This is a genomic window from Massilia frigida (assembly GCF_011682175.1).
Taxonomy (GTDB): Bacteria; Pseudomonadota; Gammaproteobacteria; order Burkholderiales; family Burkholderiaceae_D; genus Telluria_A; species Telluria_A frigida.
The window spans coordinates 17823-41386 of sequence record NZ_WHJG01000003.1 but is presented as its reverse complement, the minus strand read 5'-3'; the positions used below and the strand labels follow the sequence as shown (position 1 = coordinate 41386).

24 protein-coding genes and 1 other RNA gene are annotated in these 23564 nt (G+C 58.3%); 5 read left to right on the top strand and 20 right to left on the bottom strand.

Annotation, left to right across the window (positions count from 1 at the left end):
- Window positions 1-27 precede the first annotated feature (27 nt).
- From F2P44_RS04125 to gyrA, 11 genes are all read right to left on the bottom strand, one after another.
- A complete protein-coding gene (locus tag F2P44_RS04125) occupies window positions 28-333 on the bottom strand; it encodes a LapA family protein (protein ID WP_167085304.1) in 306 nt (101 codons plus the stop codon).
- 311 nt (window positions 334-644) lie between these two features.
- Window positions 645-950 carry an integration host factor subunit beta gene (locus F2P44_RS04120; protein ID WP_008446215.1) on the bottom strand — a complete coding sequence of 102 codons (306 nt, stop codon included), beginning with the start codon at window positions 948-950 and terminating at the stop codon, window positions 645-647.
- Window positions 951-968: 18 nt separating this feature from the next.
- A complete protein-coding gene (gene rpsA, locus F2P44_RS04115) occupies window positions 969-2681 on the bottom strand; it encodes a 30S ribosomal protein S1 (RefSeq protein WP_267876789.1) in 1713 nt (570 codons plus the stop codon).
- A gap of 117 nt (window positions 2682-2798) precedes the next feature.
- Entirely contained in the window at window positions 2799-3470 is a 672-nt protein-coding gene (gene cmk / locus F2P44_RS04110) for a (d)CMP kinase (RefSeq protein ID WP_167085297.1), read from the bottom strand.
- Window positions 3471-3869: 399 nt separating this feature from the next.
- Window positions 3870-5204 carry a 3-phosphoshikimate 1-carboxyvinyltransferase gene (gene aroA, locus F2P44_RS04105; RefSeq protein ID WP_167085295.1) on the bottom strand — a complete coding sequence of 445 codons (1335 nt, stop codon included), beginning with the start codon at window positions 5202-5204 and terminating at the stop codon, window positions 3870-3872.
- Window positions 5205-5229: 25 nt separating this feature from the next.
- Window positions 5230-6135, bottom strand: a complete 906-nt coding sequence (locus F2P44_RS04100) for a prephenate dehydrogenase (RefSeq protein ID WP_167085293.1) — start codon at window positions 6133-6135, stop codon at window positions 5230-5232.
- A 1-nt stretch (window position 6136) separates the two neighbouring features.
- Window positions 6137-7243 (bottom strand): histidinol-phosphate transaminase, encoded by a 1107-nt coding sequence (gene hisC / locus F2P44_RS04095; protein WP_167085291.1) that lies wholly within the window; start codon window positions 7241-7243, stop codon window positions 6137-6139.
- A gap of 34 nt (window positions 7244-7277) precedes the next feature.
- Entirely contained in the window at window positions 7278-8348 is a 1071-nt protein-coding gene (gene pheA / locus F2P44_RS04090; RefSeq protein WP_167085290.1) for a prephenate dehydratase, read from the bottom strand.
- A gap of 55 nt (window positions 8349-8403) precedes the next feature.
- Window positions 8404-9495 (bottom strand): 3-phosphoserine/phosphohydroxythreonine transaminase, encoded by a 1092-nt coding sequence (gene serC, locus F2P44_RS04085; protein WP_167085288.1) that lies wholly within the window; start codon window positions 9493-9495, stop codon window positions 8404-8406.
- Window positions 9496-9518: 23 nt separating this feature from the next.
- Window positions 9519-10058, bottom strand: coding sequence for a DUF2059 domain-containing protein (locus tag F2P44_RS04080; RefSeq protein WP_167085286.1), 540 nt, complete (start codon window positions 10056-10058; stop codon window positions 9519-9521).
- 107 nt (window positions 10059-10165) lie between these two features.
- Window positions 10166-12784 (bottom strand): DNA gyrase subunit A, encoded by a 2619-nt coding sequence (gene gyrA, locus F2P44_RS04075; protein ID WP_167085284.1) that lies wholly within the window; start codon window positions 12782-12784, stop codon window positions 10166-10168.
- Window positions 12785-13259: 475 nt separating this feature from the next.
- On the opposite strand from gyrA, the gene ompA reads away from it, so the two are divergent.
- The 3 genes from ompA (at window position 13260) to F2P44_RS04060 (ending at window position 15700) form a co-directional block, all read left to right on the top strand.
- Window positions 13260-13970 carry an outer membrane protein OmpA gene (gene ompA, locus F2P44_RS04070; protein ID WP_167085282.1) on the top strand — a complete coding sequence of 237 codons (711 nt, stop codon included), beginning with the start codon at window positions 13260-13262 and terminating at the stop codon, window positions 13968-13970.
- 304 nt (window positions 13971-14274) lie between these two features.
- Complete coding sequence (gene ubiG, locus F2P44_RS04065; protein WP_167085280.1) at window positions 14275-14970, top strand: bifunctional 2-polyprenyl-6-hydroxyphenol methylase/3-demethylubiquinol 3-O-methyltransferase UbiG; 696 nt, start codon at window positions 14275-14277, stop codon at window positions 14968-14970.
- A gap of 31 nt (window positions 14971-15001) precedes the next feature.
- Window positions 15002-15700, top strand: a complete 699-nt coding sequence (locus F2P44_RS04060) for an HAD family hydrolase (RefSeq protein ID WP_167085278.1) — start codon at window positions 15002-15004, stop codon at window positions 15698-15700.
- Between the two features lie 159 nt (window positions 15701-15859).
- Here F2P44_RS04060 and F2P44_RS04055 read toward each other — a convergent pair whose 3' ends face one another.
- Window positions 15860-16204, bottom strand: a complete 345-nt coding sequence (locus tag F2P44_RS04055) for an energy transducer TonB (RefSeq protein WP_167085673.1) — start codon at window positions 16202-16204, stop codon at window positions 15860-15862.
- Window positions 16205-16429: 225 nt separating this feature from the next.
- Between F2P44_RS04055 and ssrA the strand changes: the two genes are divergently transcribed.
- Together ssrA and F2P44_RS04045 are read left to right on the top strand one after the other, a co-directional pair.
- Window positions 16430-16789: a transfer-messenger RNA gene (gene ssrA, locus F2P44_RS04050) on the top strand.
- Window positions 16790-17020: 231 nt separating this feature from the next.
- On the top strand, window positions 17021-17926 hold the full coding sequence (locus F2P44_RS04045; RefSeq protein WP_167085277.1) for a hypothetical protein: 906 nt from the start codon (window positions 17021-17023) through the stop codon (window positions 17924-17926).
- 610 nt (window positions 17927-18536) lie between these two features.
- Here the strand turns inward: F2P44_RS04045 and F2P44_RS04040 are convergent.
- From F2P44_RS04040 to F2P44_RS04005, 8 genes are all read right to left on the bottom strand, one after another.
- Window positions 18537-19529 carry a hypothetical protein gene (locus tag F2P44_RS04040; protein WP_167085275.1) on the bottom strand — a complete coding sequence of 331 codons (993 nt, stop codon included), beginning with the start codon at window positions 19527-19529 and terminating at the stop codon, window positions 18537-18539.
- 47 nt (window positions 19530-19576) lie between these two features.
- Window positions 19577-20527, bottom strand: coding sequence for a hypothetical protein (locus tag F2P44_RS04035; RefSeq protein WP_167085273.1), 951 nt, complete (start codon window positions 20525-20527; stop codon window positions 19577-19579).
- Window positions 20528-21002: 475 nt separating this feature from the next.
- Window positions 21003-21791 carry a DNA adenine methylase gene (locus F2P44_RS04030; RefSeq protein ID WP_167085271.1) on the bottom strand — a complete coding sequence of 263 codons (789 nt, stop codon included), beginning with the start codon at window positions 21789-21791 and terminating at the stop codon, window positions 21003-21005.
- A gap of 162 nt (window positions 21792-21953) precedes the next feature.
- Window positions 21954-22202 carry a hypothetical protein gene (locus tag F2P44_RS04025; RefSeq protein WP_167085269.1) on the bottom strand — a complete coding sequence of 83 codons (249 nt, stop codon included), beginning with the start codon at window positions 22200-22202 and terminating at the stop codon, window positions 21954-21956.
- Entirely contained in the window at window positions 22199-22594 is a 396-nt protein-coding gene (locus F2P44_RS04020; RefSeq protein WP_167085267.1) for a hypothetical protein, read from the bottom strand. The genes F2P44_RS04025 and F2P44_RS04020 overlap by 4 nt, the downstream gene beginning before the upstream one ends.
- Complete coding sequence (locus tag F2P44_RS04015; RefSeq protein WP_167085265.1) at window positions 22591-23049, bottom strand: lysozyme; 459 nt, start codon at window positions 23047-23049, stop codon at window positions 22591-22593. The genes F2P44_RS04020 and F2P44_RS04015 overlap by 4 nt, the downstream gene beginning before the upstream one ends.
- Window positions 23033-23254 (bottom strand): DUF7940 domain-containing protein, encoded by a 222-nt coding sequence (locus F2P44_RS04010; protein ID WP_167085263.1) that lies wholly within the window; start codon window positions 23252-23254, stop codon window positions 23033-23035. Before F2P44_RS04010 ends, F2P44_RS04015 begins: the two co-directional genes overlap by 17 nt.
- Window positions 23251-23523 (bottom strand): hypothetical protein, encoded by a 273-nt coding sequence (locus F2P44_RS04005; protein WP_167085261.1) that lies wholly within the window; start codon window positions 23521-23523, stop codon window positions 23251-23253. Before F2P44_RS04005 ends, F2P44_RS04010 begins: the two co-directional genes overlap by 4 nt.
- Window positions 23524-23564 lie beyond the last annotated feature (41 nt).

Genomic DNA, 23564 nt, shown 5'->3' with positions numbered 1-23564 from the left:
GTTCTTTTTGTTGGTTTTTCAGATGGGTTACTGCTGGGTGTTGACGCTGTCCGGCTGCGGTTGCGACACATTGGTACGCGCCACGGTTTGCAGGGCGACGATGGTGCTCTTGTGTTTCGACGTTTCGCGGCGATGGCGGAACACGGTGGGCGTGACGGCCAGGATACCGAGGGCGGCGCCGGCGACAAAAAAGCCCAGCAGCATCAGCACCAGGGGGCCGCGCAGTTCGTAATTCAGGAAAAAGTGCAGGTCGACTTCCTGGGTATTTTTCAGCGCGAAGCCGAAAAACAGGATAAACAGAATAAATCCAACGATGGTGGATACAAATTTCATCAGCCAGGTCCAGTCTGAAAAGGTCGCAAGTGTCGCATATTACACCAAAACAAAGGGGGGCCGGGGCAGCCAGGCAACTCCTGCGACGCCCCGTAAAGGCACAACGTTTCCCAACCGGGGTCAGACCTCCGAGGCGAAGGTGGCTCTCGGCAGGGTGCCATAGCACCTTGGATCATAGGTACTATGGATCCCCGCCTTCGCGGGGATGACGGAGCCTAAGTTAGCGCGATAAAGCCGGCCAACAGTGCGCGACTTTGCGGACGAAAAAAAACGGCATCCGTGGATGCCGTTCTTCTGTGTCGACAAACGACTCAGTCTTCAATAATCGGCTGCCCGACCATCGCATCTACCCGTTCGCGCAATTGCTTGCCCGGCTTGAAGTGGGGAACCCGTTTTTCGGGAACCATCACCTTGTCGCCGGACTTGGGATTGCGTCCGATGCGCGGCGGCCGGCTGTTCAGGGCAAAACTGCCGAAACCACGGATCTCGATGCGCTGACCAGTCGCCAGGGCGTTGGTCATGGCATCGAGAATGGTCTTGACAGCGTACTCCGCATCCTTGGCCACCAGCTGAGAATAGCGCTCAGCCAGGCGGTTAATCAACTCGGACTTCGTCATCTGTCGATTCCGAGTATCTTAGTTCTTGTTGTCGAACTTAGCTTTCAACAGCGCGCCCAGGCTGGTGGTGCCCGATGCTGCATTGTTGTCGGAGGTCGAAGCCATTTTCTGCATCGCTTCCTGGGTCTCGACATTGTCTTTCGCTTTGATCGACAGCTGGATGCTGCGCGCTTTGCGGTCAATGTTGATTACCAGAGCTTCAACCGAATCGCCAACCTTCAGGTGGGTACCGGCATCTTCAACGCGGTCGCGCGAGATTTCGGAAGCACGCAGGTAGCCTTCAACTTCTTCGGACAGCTGGATCACAGCGCCCTTAGGCTCGACCGACTTGACCGTACCCGTTACCAGGGAGCCTTTGTCGTTCATTGCAGCGAAGTTGTTGAATGGGTCGCCTTCGAGTTGCTTGACACCCAGGGAAACGCGCTCGCGCTCGACGTCGATCGCCAACACGATGGCTTCCAGTTCGTCGCCCTTTTTGAAACGGCGGACAGCTTCTTCGCCGGTTTCGGTCCAGGACAGGTCGGACAGGTGTACCAGACCATCGATGTTGCCGGCCAGGCCGATGAACACGCCGAAGTCGGTGATCGACTTGATCGCGCCGCGGACTTTGTCGCCCTTCTTGTGGGTAACGCCGAAGTCATCCCATGGATTTGCTTTGCACTGCTTCATGCCCAGCGAAATACGGCGACGCTCTTCGTCGATCTCGAGAACCATGACTTCCACTTCGTCGCCCAGCTGGACAACTTTGTTTGGTGCCACGTTCTTGTTGGTCCAGTCCATTTCGGAAACGTGAACCAGACCTTCGATACCCTGCTCGACTTCCACGAACGCGCCGTAGTCGGTGAGGTTGGTTACTTTGCCGAACAGACGGGTGCTTTGTGGGTAACGACGGGACAGACCGGTCCAAGGATCGTCGCCCAGTTGCTTCACGCCCAGCGAAACACGGTTCTTTTCCTGATCGTACTTCAGGACTTTGGCGGTGATTTCCTGGCCAACGGTCAGCACTTCCGACGGGTGACGCACGCGACGCCATGCCAGATCGGTGATGTGCAGCAAGCCGTCGATACCGCCCAGATCCACGAACGCGCCGTAGTCGGTGATGTTCTTGACGACGCCGGTAACCACGGTGCCTTCTTTCAGCGTTTCCATCAGTTTCTGACGCTCTTCGCCCATCGATGCTTCGATGACGGCGCGGCGGGACAGAACCACGTTGTTACGCTTACGGTCGAGCTTGATGACCTTGAATTCCAGGGTCTTGCCTTCGAACGGGGTGGTGTCCTTGACAGGACGGGTGTCGACCAGCGAACCCGGCAGGAACGCGCGGATGCCGTTGGTCAGAACGGTCAGGCCGCCCTTGACTTTGCCATTGACGGTACCGACGACGATCTCGCCCGATTCCATGGCTTTTTCCAGAGCCAGCCACGACGCCAGGCGTTTTGCCTTGTCGCGCGACAGGATGGTGTCGCCGAAGCCGTTTTCCAGCGATTCAATCGCTACGGAAACGAAATCGCCGACTTGAACTTCCAGTTCGCCCTGGTCGTTCTTGAATTCTTCGATAGGAATGAAAGCTTCGGATTTGAGGCCAGCGTTCACGATCACGAAATTGTGGTCGAGACGCACGACTTCAGCGGAAATAACTTCGCCGGAGCGCATATCTTGGCGCGACAACGATTCCTCGAAGAGCGCTGCAAAACTTTCCATACCGGTTGCTTCAGTTGTTGCTGTTGACATAGTTTGTACACGAGTTAGCCAGCAGAGATCGCACCATGCGACTTAAACTGGGTTATAGGTTGATTCAACGCTTGCAATGGCACTATTGCTACTGCAAGCACCCATTGCTACTTCAGACTACGACTGCTTAGCGTGCGCATACCATTTCAGCACTTCCTCGACCGCTTCGTCAGCGGTCATATTGGAAGTATCGAGCAGGTGCGCCCCTTCTGCCGGCATCAATGGCGCGATGGCCCGGTAAGTATCACGGTTGTCGCGCGCCTTCAAATCGGACAGGAGGTCTTCTATATTAGCAGAAAACCCCTTGTCAATCAATTGCTTATATCGGCGTTGCGCGCGCGCCTCTGTGCTGGCTGTCAAGAAGACTTTCAGTTGCGCGTGCGGAAAGATTACCGTACCCATGTCGCGGCCATCGGCGACCAGGCCGGGCGCGCGGCGAAAGCCGAGCTGGAGTGCGAACAAGGCTTGGCGCACGGCGGGCAGCGCGGCGATCTTCGATGCCATGTTGCCAACCTCTTCCGCGCGGATGAGTTGGGTGACATTTTCGTTGGCCAGCAAGATTTCGCCGCCGCTGAAGCTGGCGGGGAGGTGTTCGGCCAGCTTGGCGAGGGCGTGCTCGTCAGTAATGTCCGTAGCGCGGCGCAAGGCCATCAAGGCGGTGAGGCGGTACAGGGCACCCGAATCGAGGTAATGAAAGCCGAGGCGATCGGCCACCTTGTGCGCGACGGTGCCCTTGCCGGACGCGGTAGGGCCATCGATGGCGATGACGGGGATGTTCGAATGTGGCATGGGACGGTGTCCTGGTGAAATCACGATAAAACGTACAAAAACGGTGGTCTGGCAAAAATCCTACAACCGGAACCAAAATCCTACAACCGGGGTCAGAGCTCTGACTCGAAACATTGCAAAACCGCGCAACCGGGGTCTGACCTCTGATTAGAAATTAGTTGCCGAACCGAGAACAGCCACCGGTTCGCCAGCCAGCCAGCCGCCGGTTTTGCAACAATGTCCGACCGTGCTTGGGCGTTTGCGTGCGCGAACGAGACGGAGCTCAGTTTAGCGGCAACAGCTTCAATCGCTGTCATGCAATTAGTTTCAAATTAGAGCTCTGACCCCGGTTGTAGGACGTCGGAGCTACGCTGCAGGAGAAAACCGGGGACGGTTCCCGATTTTGCAACTATTCTGACTTTAAATCAGGTTCTCGTGGGCGATGCCGGCGAAGGCGTCGAAGTAATCGGGGAAGGTCTTGGCGACGCATTTCGGATCATTGATACGCATCGTGTTGCCGCGCCGCGCTTTGCCGTCCAGGCTCGCCAGCGAGAAGCACATCGCCATCCGGTGGTCGTCATAGGTGTCAATCGTCGCGGCGCTCAGCTCGCCCACCGGCGGCGTGACCGAGATGTAGTCCGGCCCCTCCTCCACTATCGCCCCCAGCTTGCGCAATTCGGTCGCCATCGCAGCCAGGCGGTCCGTCTCTTTCACCCGCCAGCTGGCGATGTTGCGCAAGGTGGTCGTGCCCTCAGCGTACAGCGCGGCCACGGCAATCGTCATGGCGGCGTCGGGAATGTGGTTGAAGTCGGCGTCGATGGCTTTCAGCACGCCGTTCGAGCGCGCTTCGATCCAGTTGTCGCCGCGCGTGATCGTCGCGCCCATCTGTTCCAGCGCTTCGGCAAAGCGCACGTCGCCCTGGATGCTGTCGCGCCCCACTCCTTCAACCCGGATCGGACCGCCGCCAATCGCGCCGGCCGCCAGGAAGTACGAGGCCGACGAGGCGTCGCCTTCGACGTGGATCGTGCCCGGACTGGCATAGCGCTGCCCCGGCTGCACCGTGAACGATTGCCAGCCATCCTGCTCCACCGTCACGCCGAAACGCCGCATCAGGTTCAGGGTGATTTCGATATACGGCTTGGAGATCAGCTCACCGACGACATCAATCGTCACCGGCTGCTCGCGCGCCATCAGCGGTGCGGACATCAGCAGCGCCGTCAGGAATTGGCTCGATACATTCCCGCGCACCGACAGGCGCTGCGCGTGGATATGCCCACGCCGGATGCGCAGCGGTGGAAAACCTTCCACGCCGGTGTACTCGATCTGCGCGCCGATCTCGTTCAAGGCGTCAACCAGGTCGCCGATCGGGCGCTCGTGCATGCGCGTGACGCCGTGCAGGGTGTAGTCGCCGCCAATGACCGCCAGCGCCGCCGTCAGCGGCCGGATCGCGGTGCCGGCATTGCCCATGAACAGATCGGCTTCGTGCACCGGCAAGGCGCCGCCACCGCCATGCACGATGTGAGTATGCTCGTCGACCTGCTCCCATGCCAGGCCCAGCGAGCGCAGTGCGCCCAGCATGACCAGGGTGTCGTCCGACGCCAGCAGGCCGACGATGGTGGTCGTGCCTTCGGCCAGCGCGGCCAGCAGCAAGGTGCGGTTGGAGATGCTCTTGGACCCCGGCAGCCGCACCACGCCCTCGACGTGCATGACGGGCTTGAGATCGATATGGTGCGGGTACTGCTTCTGCTGGGTCATGCTGGGGTTCCTTGAAATGCTGGGTTTATTCCGGGCTGCTGTCCTGCGCGGGCGGCGCTTCGGCCGTTTCGATCGCTTCGATCCAGCGGCAGCGCGCGCGCTGGGCGTTGGCGTAGACCGCTTCGATGGCGGCGCCGTCGCCATTGGCGAGCATCGCGCGCAATCCTGTTAATTGTGCCAGATATGCGTCCAACTCGCCCAGCAGGGCCGACTGGTTGGCCAGGCTGATGTCGCGCCACATCTCCGGCGAGGAGCCGGCGATGCGCGTGAAGTCCCTGAAGCCACTGGCGGCGTATTGGAACAAAAGGTCCGCGTGCGGCTTGCGCGCGATGTCGTCGACCAGCGCGTAGGCCAGCAAATGCGGGAGGTGGCTGACCGAGGCGAACACGGTGTCGTGTTCCTGCGGCGTGAGGCGGTGGATGATAGCGCCGCACGCGCTCCAGGCGGCGGCCACGCGGTCGATATCGCCGGCCGCGTTTTCCGGCAGCGGCGTGAGCACGGTCTTTTTGCCGTGGTACAGGTCGACGATGGCGGCGTCCGGGCCGTTGGTTTCGCGCCCGGCGATCGGGTGCCCGGGCACGAACTGGCCCACACGCTCTTTCATCACGGCGCGCGCGGCCGCCACCACGTCGGACTTGGTGCTGCCGGCGTCGGTGACGACGGTGCCCGCTTCCAGATACGGCAGCAGCGAGGCCAGGATCGTCGCGGTCTGGGCCACCGGCGCGGCGATCAGCACCAGGTCGGCGCCCGCCATCGCATCCTGCACCGAAGCCGCCACCTGGTCGATGATACCCAGTTCGAGCGCACGCGCCATCGCTTGCGGCGAGCGGCCCACACCCACCAGCGTGGTCACCACGCCGGCATGGCGCAGCGCGCGCGCGAACGAGCCGCCGATCAGCCCTACGCCGAAGATGACGACTTTATTGAACACGTCAGGCCAGCGCTTTCTTGAGGGCGGCGATGAAGATCGCGTTTTCCGCTGGCAGGCCGATGGAGATACGCAGCCATTGCGGCAGGCCGTAGTTGCCGACCGGGCGTACGATCACGCCTTGCTTGAGCAGCGCGAGGTTGATCCGCGCGCCGGCGCCGTCGTCGTCGCCAACCTTGACCAGCACGAAGTTACCAAACGACGGCACGTACTGCAGCCCCAGTTCGTCGAACGCTTCGACAAACTGGGCGTAGCCGGCGGCGTTGTTCTTGGCGCCCTGCTCCAGGAACGGCTTGTCGTTCAGGGCGGCGATGGCCGCGGCCTGGGCCAGCGAGTTCACGTTGAAGGGCTGGCGGATGCGGTTCATCAGGTCAGTCAGGGCTGGCTGCGCGATGGCGAAACCGACGCGCAGGCCGGCCAGGCCATAGGCCTTGGAGAAGGTGCGCGAAACCAGCAGATTAGGATGCTTGCGCGCCCACTGGGCCGATTCGAACTGGTGCTCGGGTGCCAGGAATTCGTTATAGGCTTCGTCCAGTACCACGACCACATTGGCCGGCACCTTGTTCAGGAACGCTTCGATCTGCGCAGCCGGAATGAAGGTGCCGGTCGGGTTGTTCGGGTTGGCAATGAAGACCAGGCGCGTGTCGGCGTCGATGGCCGCTGCCATGGCATCGAGGTCGTGGCCATATTCCCTGGCCGGCACCACGATGGCGCGCGCGCCCACGCCTTGGGTGGCCAACGCGTACACGGCGAACGAATACTGCGAATACACCACGGCCTGGCCTTTTTGCACGAACGCGTGGGCGGCGATTTCGAGGATGTCGTTGCTGCCGTTACCCAGCGTGATCCAGTCGGCCGGCACCTCGTAGCGCGTCGACAGCGCGGCTTTCAGGTCGAAGCCATTGGCGTCCGGGTAGCGTCCCAGGTCGGCCAGCGCGGCGGCCATGGCTTGCTGGCTCGATGCGGGTAGGCCGAACGGATTTTCGTTCGACGCCAGTTTGACGATGTTCGCTTCGTCGAGGCCGAATTCGCGCGCGACTTCGGCGATCGGTTTGCCCGCCTGGTAGGGAGCGATGGCACGGACGTATTCTGGACCGAATTGCTGGGACATGGTTTATCTCTGGGTAGTTGTTATAGGTTGCAAATCAAAGACTGAGCGGGTACGACCCGAGTACCTTGAAAAACGCGGCGTTATCGCGCAGTTCGTCGAGCGCCTTGGCCACCGCCGGGTCTTGCACGTGGCCTTCGATGTCGACATAGAAGTAGTATTCCCAGGTGCCGATGCGGGCCGGGCGCGACTCGAAACGCGTCATCGACACGCCGTTCACGGCCAGCGGTGCGAGCAGGTTGTAGACGGCGCCCGCCTTGTTCGGCACCGCCAGCACCAGCGAGGTCTGGTCGGCGCCCGAGGGGTTGGTCTGCAAGTGGCCGATGACGGCAAAGCGGGTACGGTTGTGCGGGTCGTCCTGGATGTGGCCCTTGACCACGCCCAGGCGGTACTGTTCGCCCGCCATTTCGCTGGCAATCGCCGCCATCGTCGGGTCCTTGCTGGCCATGACGGCCGCTTCGGCGTTCGATACCACCGCGCGCCGTTCGATGCCGGGGTAGTTCTGGTTCAGCCAGACCTGGCACTGGGCCAGCGCCTGCGAGTGCGCGCACACCACCGTCACGCCGTCCATGTTGCCGGTCTTGGTCATCAGGCTGTGGTGCACGGGGATCGAAATCTCGCCGCTGATGATGGTGGTGGTGCCGAGCATCAGGTCGAGCGTGCGGTTGACCGCCCCTTCGGACGAGTTTTCGACCGGGACCACGCCGAAATCGGCGGTGCCGGCTTCGGTGGCGCGGAACACTTCGTCGATCGAGATGCAGGGCAGCCCTTCGATGGCGCTGCCGAACTGCTGGAACGCGGCCTGCTCGGTGAAGGTGCCGGATGGCCCGAGGTAGGCCACGGTGACGCGCTTTTCGAGCGAGCGGCAGGCCGACATGATTTCGCGGAAGATGGTCTGCACTTCGGCCGCCTTGAGCGGACCGGGATTGCGTTCGGCCACGCCGCGCAGCACTTGCGCTTCGCGTTCGGGACGAAATACCGGAGCGCTGGTTTCGGCCTTGACGTGGCCGACTTCCTGCGCGAGGCGCGCGCGGGCGCTGAGAAGGCTGAGAATCTGGGCGTCGATCGCATCGATCTGTTCGCGCAATGGTGTGAGTTTGTCTGTCATGGATGCGGCATGGTTTGCGGTGAATCGGGTGTTCGCTTGGGCACAAGGCCCGCAGTTACGTACGGCCGGCGAACTCGTTCAGGTAATCGACCAGGGCTTGCACGCCCTCGATCGGCATCGCGTTGTAGATCGATGCGCGCATACCGCCCACGGACTTGTGGCCCTTGAGCTGCAGCAGGCCGCGCGCTTTTGCACCGGCCAGGAATTTGTCGTTCAGTGTTTCGTCGCGCAGGTAGAACGGTACGTTCATGCGCGAGCGGCAGTCTTTCGCCACGCGGTTCTGGTAAAAATCATCAAGGTCGAGCGCACCGTACAGCAGCTCGGCCTTGGCGATGTTGCGCTGCTCCATGGCGGCCACGCCGCCCTGGCGCAGCAGGTGCGCGAACACCAGGCCGGCGATGTAGATGCCGTAGGTCGGCGGCGTGTTGTACATCGAGTCGTGCGCGGCGACGATGCTCCAGTCGAAGGCGGACGGGCAAATCGGCAGCGCGTGCCCAAGCAGGTCTTCGCGCACGATGACCAGGGTCAGGCCGGCCGGGCCGATGTTCTTTTGCGCGCCGCCGAAAATGACGCCGTACTTGCTCACGTCGATCACGCGCGAGAGGATGTGCGAGGACATGTCGGCCACGATCGGGGTGTCGTCGCCCAGTTCGGGCACGAAGTTGTATTCGACGCCGTCGATGGTTTCGTTGGTGCAGATGTGCAGGTAGGCCGCGCCGGGCGTGCGCTTCCAGTCGCTTTGCGGCGGCACGCTGGTGAAGCGCCCTGCCTCGCCGCTGGCGGCGACGTTGACGTTGGCGTAGCGCGCCGCTTCCTTGATGGATTTACCGGACCAGGAGCCGGTCTGCACGAAGTCGATGGTGGCCGGCGCAGGCACGCGGCCGACGAGGTTCATCGGCACGATGGCGTTTTCGCCCAGGCCGCCGCCCTGCAGGAACAGGATCTTGTAGTTGGCGGGGACGTTCAGCAGCAGGCGCAGGTCGCGCACGGCCGCTTCGTAGATCGAGATGAACTCGGGACCGCGGTGACTCATTTCCATCACCGACATGCCGCTGCCGTGCCAGTCGAGCATGTCGGCGGCTGCCTGTTGCAGCACTTCCTTGGGCAGGACGGCGGGGCCGGCGGAGAAGTTGTAGATCTGGGTCACGGGCTTCCTTGCGTAAAAGTTGGCTATTTGGCGGCGGGGACGGCTTCTTGCATGATCTTGCCCATACGCGGGTTGATGACCCTCTGGCCAATCTGCATTGACTCATTCATGATCTGCGGCATTACCGACAGCATCTTGGCGCCCACCGGGCTACGGTGGAAGGCGGCGATCTGCTCGATCTCGGCCACCGTGAAGCGGCTGGCGTAGAGCGGCACCACTTCTTCGATCATCTCCTCGGCCAGGGCCGGATCTTCCAGCACGCGCTGGACGCGCGCGGCCACTTCCGGCACCTTTTTCTCGGCGGCGGCGATGGCGGTTTTCTTTTGCGCAGGGGTCAAGCGCGGATTGGCGTTGATGATGGCAGTGGCGTTACCGAGGATCATCTGCGGCATCGATCCGCGCATCTGGGCAAAGCTGTCCTTGATCAGCTTGCGGTAATTCATGGAATCGAGCAGCGAACGTACCGCTTTGTCGGCGCCAGGATCGATCGGCGCTTTCTCGGCAAATGCCGGCGCGGCAAGCAGTGCCAGCGCGGTGCACATGATGGCGGTCAGTTTTTTCATCATGGTTCTCCAAATGAAACCGTGGGTTGGCCTGGACGAGGGTCAAAAAAAAGGCCGGTATCATTTTCGCACGAAGTGCAAAAACAAGACCGGCCCCGCGCCGTTTTTTACTCCGGCGGGTTTTCGAGGTCGACGTCTTCGAGGTCGGTTTCGACGATGCGCTGCAAGCCACTCAGCTTGGTGCCGTCTTCGACCGCGATCAGGGTCACGCCTTGCGTGGCGCGGCCCATCTCGCGAATTTCCGACACGCGGGTGCGAATCAGCACGCCGCCGGTGGTGATCAGCATGATCTCGTCGCTTGGCTCGACCAGGGTGGCGGCGACCACGCGGCCGTTACGTTCGCTGGTCTGGATCGCGATCATGCCCTTGGTGCCGCGCCCGTGGCGGGTGTACTCGGTAATCGGAGTACGCTTGCCGAAGCCGTTCTCGGTGGCCGTCAGGACCGACTGCTGCTCGTTTTCGGCGACCAGCAGGGCGATCACGTTCTGGCCCTCTTCCAGGTTCATGCCGCGCACGCCGCGCGCGGTGCGGCCCATCGGACGCACATCGTTCTCGTCGAAGCGCACGGCCTTGCCGGAGTCGGAGAACAGCATCACATCGTGCTCGCCATCGGTCAGCGCGGCGCCGATCAGGAAGTCGCCGTCGTCCAGGTCGACCGCGATGATGCCGGCCTTGCGTGGATTGCTGAAGTCCTTCAGCGGCGTCTTTTTCACGGTACCCAGGCTGGTCGCCATGAACACGTAGTGGTCTTCCGGGAAGGTGCGGTTCACGCCCGACAGCGGCAGCACCACGGTGATCTTCTCGTTGTCCTGCAGCGGGAACATGTTGACGATCGGCTTGCCGCGCGAGTTGCGCGAGCCTTGCGGCACTTCCCACACCTTCAGCCAGTACATGCGGCCACGGTTCGAGAAGCACAGGATGTAATCGTGCGTGTTGGCGATGAACAGCTGGTCGATCCAGTCTTCTTCCTTGGTCGCCATGGCTTGCTTGCCGCGCCCGCCGCGCTTCTGGGCGCGGTATTCGGAGATCGGCTGCGACTTCATGTAGCCGGTGTGCGACAGGGTCACGACCATGTCCTGCGGCGTGATCAGGTCTTCGGTTTCCAGGTCGGTGGCGTTGTGCTCGATGGTCGAGCGGCGCACGTCCTTGTTGCCGACGCCGTACTCGTTCATCACCAGCGTCATTTCGTCGGTGATGATGACCGTCACGCGTTCCGGCTTGGCCAGGATGTCGAGCAGGTCGGCGATGTGCGCCATGATGTCTTTGTACTCGTTGACGATCTTGTCCTGCTCAAGGCCGGTCAGGCGCTGCAGGCGCATTTGCAGGATCTCTTGCGCCTGTTCGTCGGACAGCTTGTACAGGCCGTCCGGCTGCATGCCGTAGTGCTTCGGCAGGTGCTCGGGACGGAACGCTTCGATGCCGCCGACGGTAGTGCCTTCGGCGGTCCGTAGCAGCATTTCGCGCACCAGGGACGAATCCCAGGCGCGTGCCATCAGTTCAGTCTTGGCGATCGGTGGCGATGGCGCGGCCTTGATGATGGCGATGAAGTCGTCGATATTGGCCAGGGCGACAGCCAGGCCTTCGAGCATGTGGCCGCGTTCGCGCGCCTTGCGCAGTTCGAACACGGTGCGGCGCGTGACCACTTCGCGGCGGTGCGACAGGAAGCACTGCAGCATCTGCTTGAGGTTGAGCAGTTTCGGCTGGCCGTTGACCAGCGCGACCATGTTCATGCCGAAGGTATCCTGCAACTGGGTCTGCTTGTACAGATTGTTGAGGACCACTTCCGGCACTTCGCCACGTTTCAGTTCGATCACCACGCGCATGCCCGACTTGTCGGACTCGTCGCGGATGTCGGAAATGCCTTCGAGCTTCTTGTCGCGCACGTTCTCGGCGATGCGCTCGAGCAGCGATTTCTTGTTGACCTGGTACGGCAGTTCGTCGACGATGATGGCGATGCGGCCGCCATCCTTGCCGTATTCCTCGAAGTGGGTCTTGGCGCGCATCACCACGCGGCCACGGCCGGTGCGGTAGCCGTCGCGCACGCCCGAGACGCCGTAGATGATGCCGGCGGTCGGGAAGTCCGGCGCGGGAATGATCTCGATCAGTTCGTCGATGGTGCAGTCGGGATTGCGCAGCACGTGCAGCGCGGCGTTGACCACTTCGGTCAGGTTGTGCGGCGGGATGTTGGTGGCCATGCCGACCGCGATGCCGGACGAGCCGTTGATCAGCAGGTTGGGAATCCGGGTCGGCAGCACCGTCGGTTCTTTTTCCTTGCCATCGTAGTTGGGCTGGAAATCGACCGTGTCCTTGTCGATGTCGGCCAGGATTTCGCCGGCGATTTTATCCAGGCGGCACTCGGTGTAACGCATGGCGGCGGCGCTGTCGCCGTCGACCGAACCGAAGTTACCCTGGCCATCGACCAGCGTGTAGCGCAAGGAGAAATCCTGGGCCATGCGCACCAGCGTGTCGTAGATCGACGCGTCGCCGTGCGGGTGGTACTTACCCATCGTTTCGCCGACCACGCGCGCGCACTTCACGTACGGGCGGTTGTACACGTTGTTCATTTCGTGCATGGCGAACAAGACGCGGCGGTGCACCGGCTTCAAGCCGTCGCGCACATCCGGCAAGGCGCGCCCGACGATCACGCTCATCGCGTAATCGAGGTAGCTCTTGCGCATCTCTTCTTCGAGGGAAATAGGGATTGTTTCTTTTGCGAATTGATCCATTGGCGGGACTGATCTCAGGCTGTGGTTATATTAGCTGTACGCAAATGCTGCAGGTTCGATGCTGCCAGAGCGACGCGTGCACGATGATGGTGCGCGCGTCCACTTAGCGACAGACAAGCGTGGGATTTTAGCATGCGCCGTATAGCAGCTGCGCAATTGATCGATGGCCAGCAATGAGGGAAGCGTGATCGAAATCATAAAAACGTTCATCATTTGTCAACCCGCTCATGTCGCACGAGACACGATGTTGCGTGGATACAACATGATCTACCCCATTGCGGCGTGTTTGGTTTAACAGCCTTCGTGCTAATTAAGTGCATGTGGCAAAATGATTCAGAAGTTAATTGCCTGTTTCACAAGCTGTCACGGAACTGTCACGGGTAATGGCTGGGGCAAGCTGTTACTATCTTGTCCACGCTCGAAAAGTTGCGCAGCTATAAAGCTGCGGATATCACCCCCGAAAGGAAGAAAAACTATGAAAAAACTCGTCTCGCTCATGCTCGCGGCCTCCGCGATTGCAGGCAGCGCAATGGCTCAGCAATCGCCGCCGTTCGCTCCTGTAACCACCGACATCATGGCAACGAAACCAAACAGCGCCTATGTCCAGGATGCCCGTGGCGTGATCGCGCGCGATCCTTTCGGCCTGTGCTGGCGCACTGGCTACTGGACCCCGGCCGATGCGGTCCCAGGTTGCGACCTGCCCCTGTGCGTTGAGCCAGCTAAACTGGAAAACGGCAAATGCGTCACGCCGCCAGCGCCGGTAGCGCCGCCGCCAACCCCGGGCGCGGTCACGCCGCCGCCGGCAGTGGTAGTAGCGCCGGCAGTGACGTCGGAAAAAGTCAGCTTCTCCGCCGACGCCCTGTTCGATTTCGACAAGGCTGTCCTGAAAGCGGAAGGCAAAGGCAAGCTGGACGACCTGAGCTCGAAACTGCAAGGCATCAACCTGGAAGTGATCATCGCCGTCGGTCACACTGACTCGGTCGGTACCGATGCGTACAACCAGAAGCTGTCGATCCGCCGCGCTGAAGCTGTCAAGGCTTACCTGCAAGCCAAAGGCATCGAAGCGAACCGCATCTACACCGAAGGCAAGGGCGAATCGCAGCCAGTAGCAGACAACAAGTCCGCTGAAGGCCGCGCCAAGAACCGTCGCGTCGAAGTCGAAGTGGTTGGTACCCGCGCCAAGTAAGCTGCGCCTCTGCCAGCACACCCGCCCCGGCGCATGCGCCGGGGCGGGCCAGCATGGCAGCGCCGACGATCGCATCGTCAGTTGAACACCCCTCGTGCAGGGGTGTTTTTTTTCGCCTGCGACAAGGCCAAGCCAGCTTGAATTGCCGCGCCGCGGCTTGAAACATCGCCGCTCCTGGCGCCCGCAATGTATACCGGGAATATCGACGTGCGCCTTTGCTAGCTCGGCGCTACGAGATGGCCCCGGGCGGTTTTTTTATGCTTGCGTCCGTCGCATTCCCCGAATTCCCGCTATTATTCCGCGTATGAATGCCGACCCTCTCGAAATCCAGAAATTTAGCGAACTTGCCCACCGCTGGTGGGACCCGACGTCCGAGTTCAAGCCCCTGCACGAAATCAACCCGCTGCGCCTCGAATGGATCAACGCGCGTGCCGCGCTGGCGGGCAAGAAAGTGATCGATATCGGTTGCGGCGGCGGCATCCTGACCGAATCGATGGCGCGCAAAGGCGCCGACGCGACCGGCATCGACCTGTCCGACAAGGCGCTCAAGGTGGCCGACCTGCACAGCCTGGAATCGGGCGTGCAGGTGCGCTACGAGTTGATCGCCGCCGAAGACATGGCCGCGCGCGAAGCCGGCCAGTATGACGTCGTCACCTGCATGGAAATGCTCGAACACGTGCCCGACCCGGGCGCCATCGTCAAGGCTGCCGCGACCCTGGTCAAGCCGGGCGGGCATGTCTTTTTCTCGACCATCAACCGCCATCCCAAAGCCTATCTGTACGCCGTGGTCGGCGCCGAATACCTGCTGCGCATGCTGCCCAAGGGCACCCACGACTACGGCAAATTCATCACCCCGGCCGAGCTGGCGCAATTCGCGCGTGAAGCGGGCTTGCAGGTGGACGGACTGAAGGGCATGACCTACAATCCGCTGACCAAGATCTACTCCCTCAACAACGACACCAGCGTCAATTACATGGTGGCCTGCAGCCGCCCCCTGTAAGCCGCCGTTCCGAACCGCCGAGCAAGCCGCCATGACCCGATCCCACGCAACGCCGCCCCCGCGGGCCATCCTGTTCGACCTCGACGGCACCCTGGCCGACACCGCGCCCGACCTGGCGGCGGCGGTCAACCGCCTGCGCGCCGACCGTGGCCTGGAGCCGACGCCCTACGCCCTGCTGCGCCCGACCGCTTCGGCCGGTGCGCGCGGCATGATCGGCGCCGCCTTCGGCCTGGCGCCGGGCGACCCCGGCTACGAAGCGCTGCGGGTGAGCTGGTTCGATTACTACCAGGCCGACATGGCGTCGCACAGCACCTTGTTCGACGGCGTGCCGGAACTGCTCGATGGCATCGTCCAGGCTGGCATGGCCTGGGGCATCGTCACCAACAAACCGGCGCGCTTCACCGACCCGCTGATTCCCCTGATCGGGCTGGCGCACGCTGGCTGCATCGTGTCGGGCGACACCACGGCGCACGCCAAGCCGCATCCCTTGCCGCTGCTCGAAGGCGCGCGCCGGCTCGGCATTGCGCCGGAACAGTGCTGGTATGTGGGAGATGACTTGCGCGACATCGAAGCCGGGCGCGCGGCCGGCATGCTCACCGTGGCCTGCGGCTGGGGCTATTGCGGCGCGCTCGAACCGACCCAATGGGGCGCCGACTATCTGCTCGACACCCCGCTGGACTTGCTGGAACTGCTGCGCGCGAGCATGGCGCCGGGGGTGATGGTGGCCTGAGGCGCAGCCGGCCGGCACGCCTGGCGGGCCGGTGCTGGCGCGCGCGCTTAAAACAAAACGCCTGGCCCTGCTTCATCAGCAGCGGCCAGGCGTTTTGGATTCTACGAGAGACGATGCACCCGGCTCGGGCGCATGGTCCAGCGGTAATCGATCAGCTGATCAGCTGAGGGTCCAGTTGTATTCCACTTTGGTCCAGGTGCTGTCAGGACGGCCGTCTTTGCTGCCCGGCTTGAATTTGCAGGCGCTGATGGCGCTCATGGCGGCCTTGTCCAGGCTCTTGAAGCCGCTCGTCTTGTCCAGTTTCGCTTCCAGAACCTTGCCTTCGGCCGAGACCAGGAAAGCCATGCTGACCACGCCCTGCTCTTCATTCATCAACGATGCTTTCGGATAGTCGGCCTTGCAGCTCTTGGAGTCGAACACCGCTGGCACGTCAGCTGCGAATGCCATGTTGGCGCTGGCTGCTACGATCAGTGCTGCGCAAAGGCGGAAGGTCGTCTTGGTCATCATGATGCTGGTTCTCCTGGAGAGGGTGAGAGGGTTTGACTTGACTGCGGAGTCATCGTCACAGCCAAGAGAATAGCTCAGACAGTTCCATGTGGCAACTAATTTGATGCATTTCGGCAATTTGATTTTCTTTTGTGTTCATTTTTGGACAGTTCGAGGTGGTGTAGACACGGTACAGAGGCGGGTGTCATGCTGTCGCGCTTTCAGGTACAATAGGGGTTCTGTGGGGGCGACCTGGTTTCGACGTGGGTTGCAAAGCAGCGCAGGGCATACCGAGGGCGGGCTACCTCGTAAATACAACCTGAAAAACTTAACTGCAAACGATAACTCGTACGCACTCGCAGCTTAATTGCTGCTAGCTCTAGAACACCTCGTCCCTGGGGTGGGCCGTCAAAAGCTCTAGAGTCATTTACAGGGACTCGTCTTGAACTGGGTTACTTAGTTCCGGACTAAATAATAGGTAACTCGCTTGTACACAGCGTGCACGTCCGCGTTGTACCGGTTAAATTAAATGGCAGTGCTAAGTATGTAGAACTGTCTGTAGAGTGCTTGCGGACGCGGGTTCGATTCCCGCCGCCTCCACCACTAAACACTTTAGAATCAATGACTTAGAAATTTAGACTGGCTTTGTTTTAGGGTTATTTGGGGCTGTTTAGGCACCAGAATGACAACAAAATGACAGCCTGTAACGTATAAAGAAGCCGCCCTCCAGCGGCTTTTTTTACGGCCCAACATGTAGCGACAGATATGTAAGAAAATTGTAGGCCAGCCGCAAGATCGCACTGATCTGTCAACATAAAACAGGAATTTATCATTATGCCAAGAGGAAATTGCCGCCTTTGTCATGAGGAGTCGGAACTCAAGCTTAGCCATGTGGTTCCAGCATTTGTCTTCCGCTGGCAGCGTGAGTCTTCCGGAAACGGCCATTTACGTATGGCCTCCGCGCCCAATCGTAGAGTACAGGATGGCCCTAAGCTGCATTGGCTTTGTGATAATTGTGAGACCCTGCTCAGTTTGTCCGAGGGCATGTTTTCAAATAAAATATTCCATCCACTAATACTCGATGCTGGAAGGCCGGTACGATATGCCGAATGGATGATGCACTTTTGCACATCACTTTCTTGGCGAGTATTACAATACTTTATGACGGAAGTTGAGGCAAAGGAACGAACCCAGGAGCAGATCGAGCAAATGGCGCTTGCGGAGAAAGCATGGCGTGAAGTCCTATTGGGACAACGAAAACATGCTGGAGTGTTCGAACAACACTTTTTGCCATTCGATCAAATTCAGAATACGACTGGTACTTTCCCACCGAATATCAATCGGTATCTTATGAGAGCGGTGCAAATAGATCTGTGCTTTAGCGAAAAAGGTCTATACACATACGCGAAGCTTGGTCGGTTTATTATTCTAGGATTTGTGCATGAGCCCACTCCTCGCCACTGGATAGGAACAAAAGTTCACGCCACTGAAGGGGCGATTGGCCCTCGCGACTATACGGTTCCTCGAGGATTCGGCAGGTACCTTAATGCGAAAGCGTCGCAAGCAGCGAAGTCCCTTGCTAGTATGTCTGCAAGTCAACACGATAAAGTCGTTCAAGCGTTCAAGCAAAACATTGATAAAATTGACGGAAGCGACCTGTTCGTAGCGATGCAGGCAGATGTAGCTATGTTTGGAGATAAGGCCTTCATACAGAACATGCCGGCTACGAAAAACAGTTGATTTTCAGAAAATGCCGACGCCCGCAAATCCTACTCTCATGATGCAGCAGCGTTTTCTCCCTATGACGGTTTCATTGCATAGCAACAAAACTACGCCAAAAGCGACGCCAGCATTGATGCCGGATAACTTAACAGACCCCAAAAAAAACCGGCTTTGTAGCTAGCTCAGCTACTGTGCCGGTCTTCAGGTAACTCACGTGTCGCATCAAGCGTTACCTGATGAAAATATATCTATACGGACGTTCGATTGAACTAACTAATCGACAATCGGTTTGTCTGCTTAGCTGACTAGCTACTAGTTACCAACGCAAAATTATTGAAATATCAATTAAAAGAGGATCAAAGTCAGCCGGCCTCTTTAGACCCATGTCGTTATACACATCTTTTTTTATAATAAAATCAACGACTTGCGCCTGACATCGCTAGGGCGCCGTCGACATGAAACGACAGAGAATCAGTGCGGTTGATCTTAAAATACCCGCATTTCGCTTAATTTTTAGGCAAAACCTCATGGAAATTGCCGCCCCGGGCTGAAATGACGTTGCGCGGAAAAAGATGTGTATAACGATATGCTTTAGACCGGATAACCATTTTTTTGTTTACGATAACGGCTACTTTAACCCAACGATCGAATCATTGATATTTTTTCCGAACCCAATAAGAATTGAATTTCCTGGAAAAGAATCTATGTAAGTCTGTGCCCGCTCAACCGCTTTATCCAATTCCGAATTTTTTCCGAGCGACTTCATAAGTTTTTTACCTTCGTCCGAGCCCAGAAACGCCACCACTTTCCGCGGATCAGTCTGACTCGAATTCAACATTTTCAACACTGTCGCCGAATACAATTTTGCCGGCTCTATTTTTTCGCTCGCTAGTGCATAAGCATTCAGCCAATTAGTATATCTAATTACATCTCCAAAACCAAAAAAACCTATCGGCTTTGGAAAATTTGGTTCATTGGCAGCAAGGAAATTCCGTAAGGCCACTAGCGCCTCGGGAGAAATTTTCTCCATATATCCATGTCCAACTGCATTCATAGCTAAAACATCAACGCCATATTCCGATTTTTCTGATGCCAATATTTGAATAACTTCCTTCTGTTTGCTTTTTTCTGCAAAACGTAAGCTGTGAGCCAGTTCGCCTGAATACGCATCCTTATCCAAAATTCCATTTTTTCTTGAGCGAGCCAAAATGTCTAAAATATCTTGATTAGTCTCCAATCGTGAGACGGAAAAAACGGCTGCACGAGCTATATCTTGATCGTTCGACGTTGTTAACTTCTTTAGATCACCTAAAATTTCATTATTCATACCCGAAGTATTTTTCGGATTATATAAGCGACCAAGAGTGCGAATTAAAACAACTTTCTCCCCCGCCAATGTTTTACCACTAAGCGCAGTCCTGAGCGTCGTGACATTTGTATTGGTCGCAGATAGATTATTAACATCGATTTGCTCTAACCGCTCCTGCGCACCAGCAGTTCCTTTTACAGATGCATAACTTCTGAGCTGCTTTTCTGCTATTACAGCTTGAGGAGAAGAAGTTTGAGAAAAAACGGATGATACAGTTGTCAAAAGCAATGCAGCCAAAAGGCGATTTTTCATAAATATTCCCCGAAATTAGTTAAGTAGAATTATTTCTCACTATAAATTTAACGAAACGCGTCAAACACAGTTAGCGGCAATTTTGGTCCATTCCAAAGATTCCACACATAGTTTGACCATTGGGCTTGTTCATTGTTCGCATTTTGATGAGCGGTTGACGCAATAAGCAAATCCAGTACAAAGGTGTCGCAACGATAAGTCCCACGGGTTGCCCTCTGAGTTTCACTGGCCCAAGTTGCACGGGTAGCGAACCTACCCAAGGTGTAATCAGCGCCCAGCGCTCTAATTTGAGCTGCACGCTGTGCGATAGCTACGCGGCTTTCAAATACTCGATGGTCATATCCTTGATTTGTGCAATATGCTAGATAGCAACGGTTTTCTTGCAGTCCTGCAGGGATCTTTGGTGACGTTTTACCCCAATACTTAGACGCTGACTTAAATTCATTAAGCGACGAAGTTCGTATTGCATTTTGGGGTTGCCCTCCCATTGCTTCATAAACTTGTGTTCCATCCCACAGCCCAATATGTCCGGCAAACCCTGCGCCGGGAACGTCAAGATCTCGTCCAACGATGTCGCCCGCTTGCGTTGGATCTTGGTCGTGTCTCTCGGCTCCAATTTCCCAAACAGGCCATTGTACTGGGCCGAGAGGCATAATTCTCAAATTACCATCATCGAGAATTTCTATGTACATGCCACCCTGTCCGGCCGTGTTAGTCTGCCACAACTTAACAGTAAAGGCACTGTACAGAACAAAATTGCCGTCACCTTGCATAGCTGCAAATTGGCCATGTTTCCCCATGCTATATCGCACTGTTCCATCTCGGCGATACATCACTAAGCTTCCATCGGTTTGCATCATTAACGAATAAGCGCCACCAGGGGATTGCAAATATTGTCCTTTTTGTAGATTTTCATAGTGTCCCATCCTAGAGGCTGCTAAAACTGATGACGCAACTAGTGTCAATCCCAATGCCAAAACTATATTTTTCATGCGCATGAGCAATTTCCATATTTAAATAATCAAGTTAAATCATGAACGCAACTTCCATGTTACGAATGGAAGTTGCGCCATTACGCTAGTGTCTTTTGTGACAATGTTTACACTAACATAAAGTTGACTTGATTAAATTTTTAAATTTCTACGTCTAAATTGTCTGCAAAATAATATTTGATAGCATAGTACATAAATCTTTGCATAAACATGCAGACCGCATAAACGCCGCAGCAATCTGTAATTTAGGAGTGAAAATTTTCCATATGGAAATTTTCGAGGGCGTTAATGACGCATACCAAGTGATGGTGCATAGTCTATTTTTGATTACAGTGCCGGCGGTTCACGGCCTAGTCGGCGCGGTGGCTCGTGTACTTCCTAGTTCCGGAACCAGATCGTTGCTTAAACAAAACCATTATCTAATTATCGACAAGAAGCAATCATCTGACGTCGACGCGGTCGGCTACACTCTGTTTGGCAGTTAGAACAAACCAACGGGGTCGAGCTTCCGATCCCAACTATAGATAACTACCTCATTACGGGCTACTGCCTTACCACCGCCTCCAACGCTGTAAGATATCGGCACCGTATCCATGTCGAAAGTAGCAAAAATTCGCCGGATATCGGGATGATCGTTCAAGCTTAAAATAGCCTTCCCTTCTAGGCGTCTCATTATCCCCGCCATTTTTTCGTACTCCTGCAAGCCAAACTCGACCCCGTAGCCAGCTGTTTGCCAATATGGCGGGTCAAGGTAAAAGAACGTATGAGCTCGATCGTACCGCTCCATGAGCTTGTACCAGTCCATGTTCTCGATAAAGGCGCCAGATAGCCTCAAGTGGGCTGCAGATAGATTTTCTTCTATCCGCAAGAGGTTGACTGGTGGAGCAGTGGTTGCCGTGCCCCAGCTTTGTCCGTCAACCTTCCCACCGAAAGCGTGCTGCTGCAGGTAGAAGAAACGCACCGCACGTTGGATATCGGTCAGTGTTTCGGGTGGGGTCTCTTGGTGCCACTTGAACACCTCGCGACTTGCGAGAGCATATTTGAAGTGTCGAACGAATTCCTCCAAGTGATTCTGAACCACCCGATAGAGACGCACCAGCTCCCCGTTGATGTCATTGATGACTTCGACTTCTGCCGGCGGGCGCATGAAATAGAGCGCGGCGCCCCCAGCGAAAACCTCAACGTAGCATTTGTGTGCCGGGAACTGAGGGATAAGATGATCGGCCAGACGACGTTTGCCGCCAATCCAGGGAATGATAGGTGTTGCCATAAGTAAACCTTGTTGGAAAATTTTGTGCTAGACTCCGCGCGCCTTCCGGAAGGTACAGAGCCTTGCTTGGTTTACTGGACAGATCAGTGAATTGAGGCCCGGTGTTGTTGTTAGCGCAGCAGCACCGGGCGCTTTGTTTTTTCAACTACGTACATTCGGACGCTACAGGCATCCTGCGACGACCGCCTCTAGTGCAGCTTCATATTTCAGATGGAGTGGGATATCCCGCGCAATGGCAAGCACCTTCTCGCCGTCGCTGGCATCGAGCGCCAGGATGCGCGTGGCGAATGTCGGCCGGGCCGGCGCTGCCGCGACGCACGAGCGGTACACCGGCACCTTGACTTCTTGGACGACCGGCGCGCTCCCGCAGGCGGTAAGCAACGGCAGGGCGGCCAGCAGGAGATATTTCATCGGGTAGCCTCCAGAATCGTGTTCACCGTCGGCATGGCTTCATCGCAGGTGGTCGCGCGCGCGCCGGCGACCTTGGCCAGCGCCGCGTCGAAGCGTCGGCCAGCTGCTGCTGCCTGCTGCTGGGCGGCCTGCCCGCGTGCCTCTGCCGCTGCCTTGGCGGCGGCAGAGGCCTCAACCACGCTGTTCTGCAGTTGAATGGCGCCGCGCAACTGGGTCGTAATGCCCTGCTCGGCATGGAGGTCGGCCAGAGCCTGGTCGCGCGCGCCCGCAATCGCCCACCAGCCGGTACCGGCGGCAGACAGCACCATGAGCAGCGCAGCCGCCAGCACAATGGCCGCGATCTTCCAGATGCCGGCCACGGCGCCCGCCGCCAACTCGCCCAGGGGGCTCATATTGCCCCCACGAGGCAGAGATTACGCTCGGCCTGGCGCCGCTTCACCAGCCCCGGCAACCTGATGCCCTTGGCGAGCGTCCAACGCAGCAGCTCGTCGCACGCGCCAAGCGCGTCGCCGGCATTCATCTTGCGCGCCAGGGTGCTGCCGCACAGGTTGGCCTGGCCAACGTTGTAGGCGAAGCTGACCAGTGCGGCGCGCCGGTAATCAGGCAGCGGCGCCCGGATGCAGGCGTCGACCGCGCCGTTGGCGATGGCGAGCGAGTCGGCCAGCATGGCGTCGCACTGCGCAAGCGTCGCGCGCTGGCCCAGCCGCACGCCTTTAGTCTCGCCGAAGCAGATCGTCGGAATGCCGACCGGATCGGCGTACGCGGCCAGGCGTAACCCCTCAAAGCCGCCCACCAGGGTGACGGCGATTGCGCACCAGCCGGCGCGCTGCTTATTTGTCAGTGCCATGCAACTCCTTCTGCGCGAGCAAGCGCGAGACATTTGCGAAAATGGAGACTGCTGCGGCGCCCCCGGCGAAAACACCGTTCGGCACGCCAGCCGGTTGCCAGATGGCCACGGCCACCTCTGCGGCGCCGAAGGCCGTCGCCGCCAAATTGAATTTCACGCTCCAGGCCTTGCGCAGCACCGCGCGCCAGTCGTCGATGAGCCTCATTGCTTCACCGTGATCTTGAGCGCCTGCCACATCGCAAGCGCGATCCATGCGGCGCCCGCCAGCGCGCCCGCCTGCGTGACCTTGATCAGTGCCTCGCGGACCAACCGATTGCGCAGCTCGCGCCATTCGATTACAGCCTCGTGGTAGCGCCGGTGCCCGTCTGTATCGCCGGACGGAAATGCAGTCAGGATTTGCTCCGTTTTGCGCGTGTTGTCGGACAAATCCATCTTGATCGACACCAGCATCGCATCCCGCTCTTGGTCATTCATCATTCGTATCCTTGAATAAAAAAAGCCACCCGAAGGTGGCC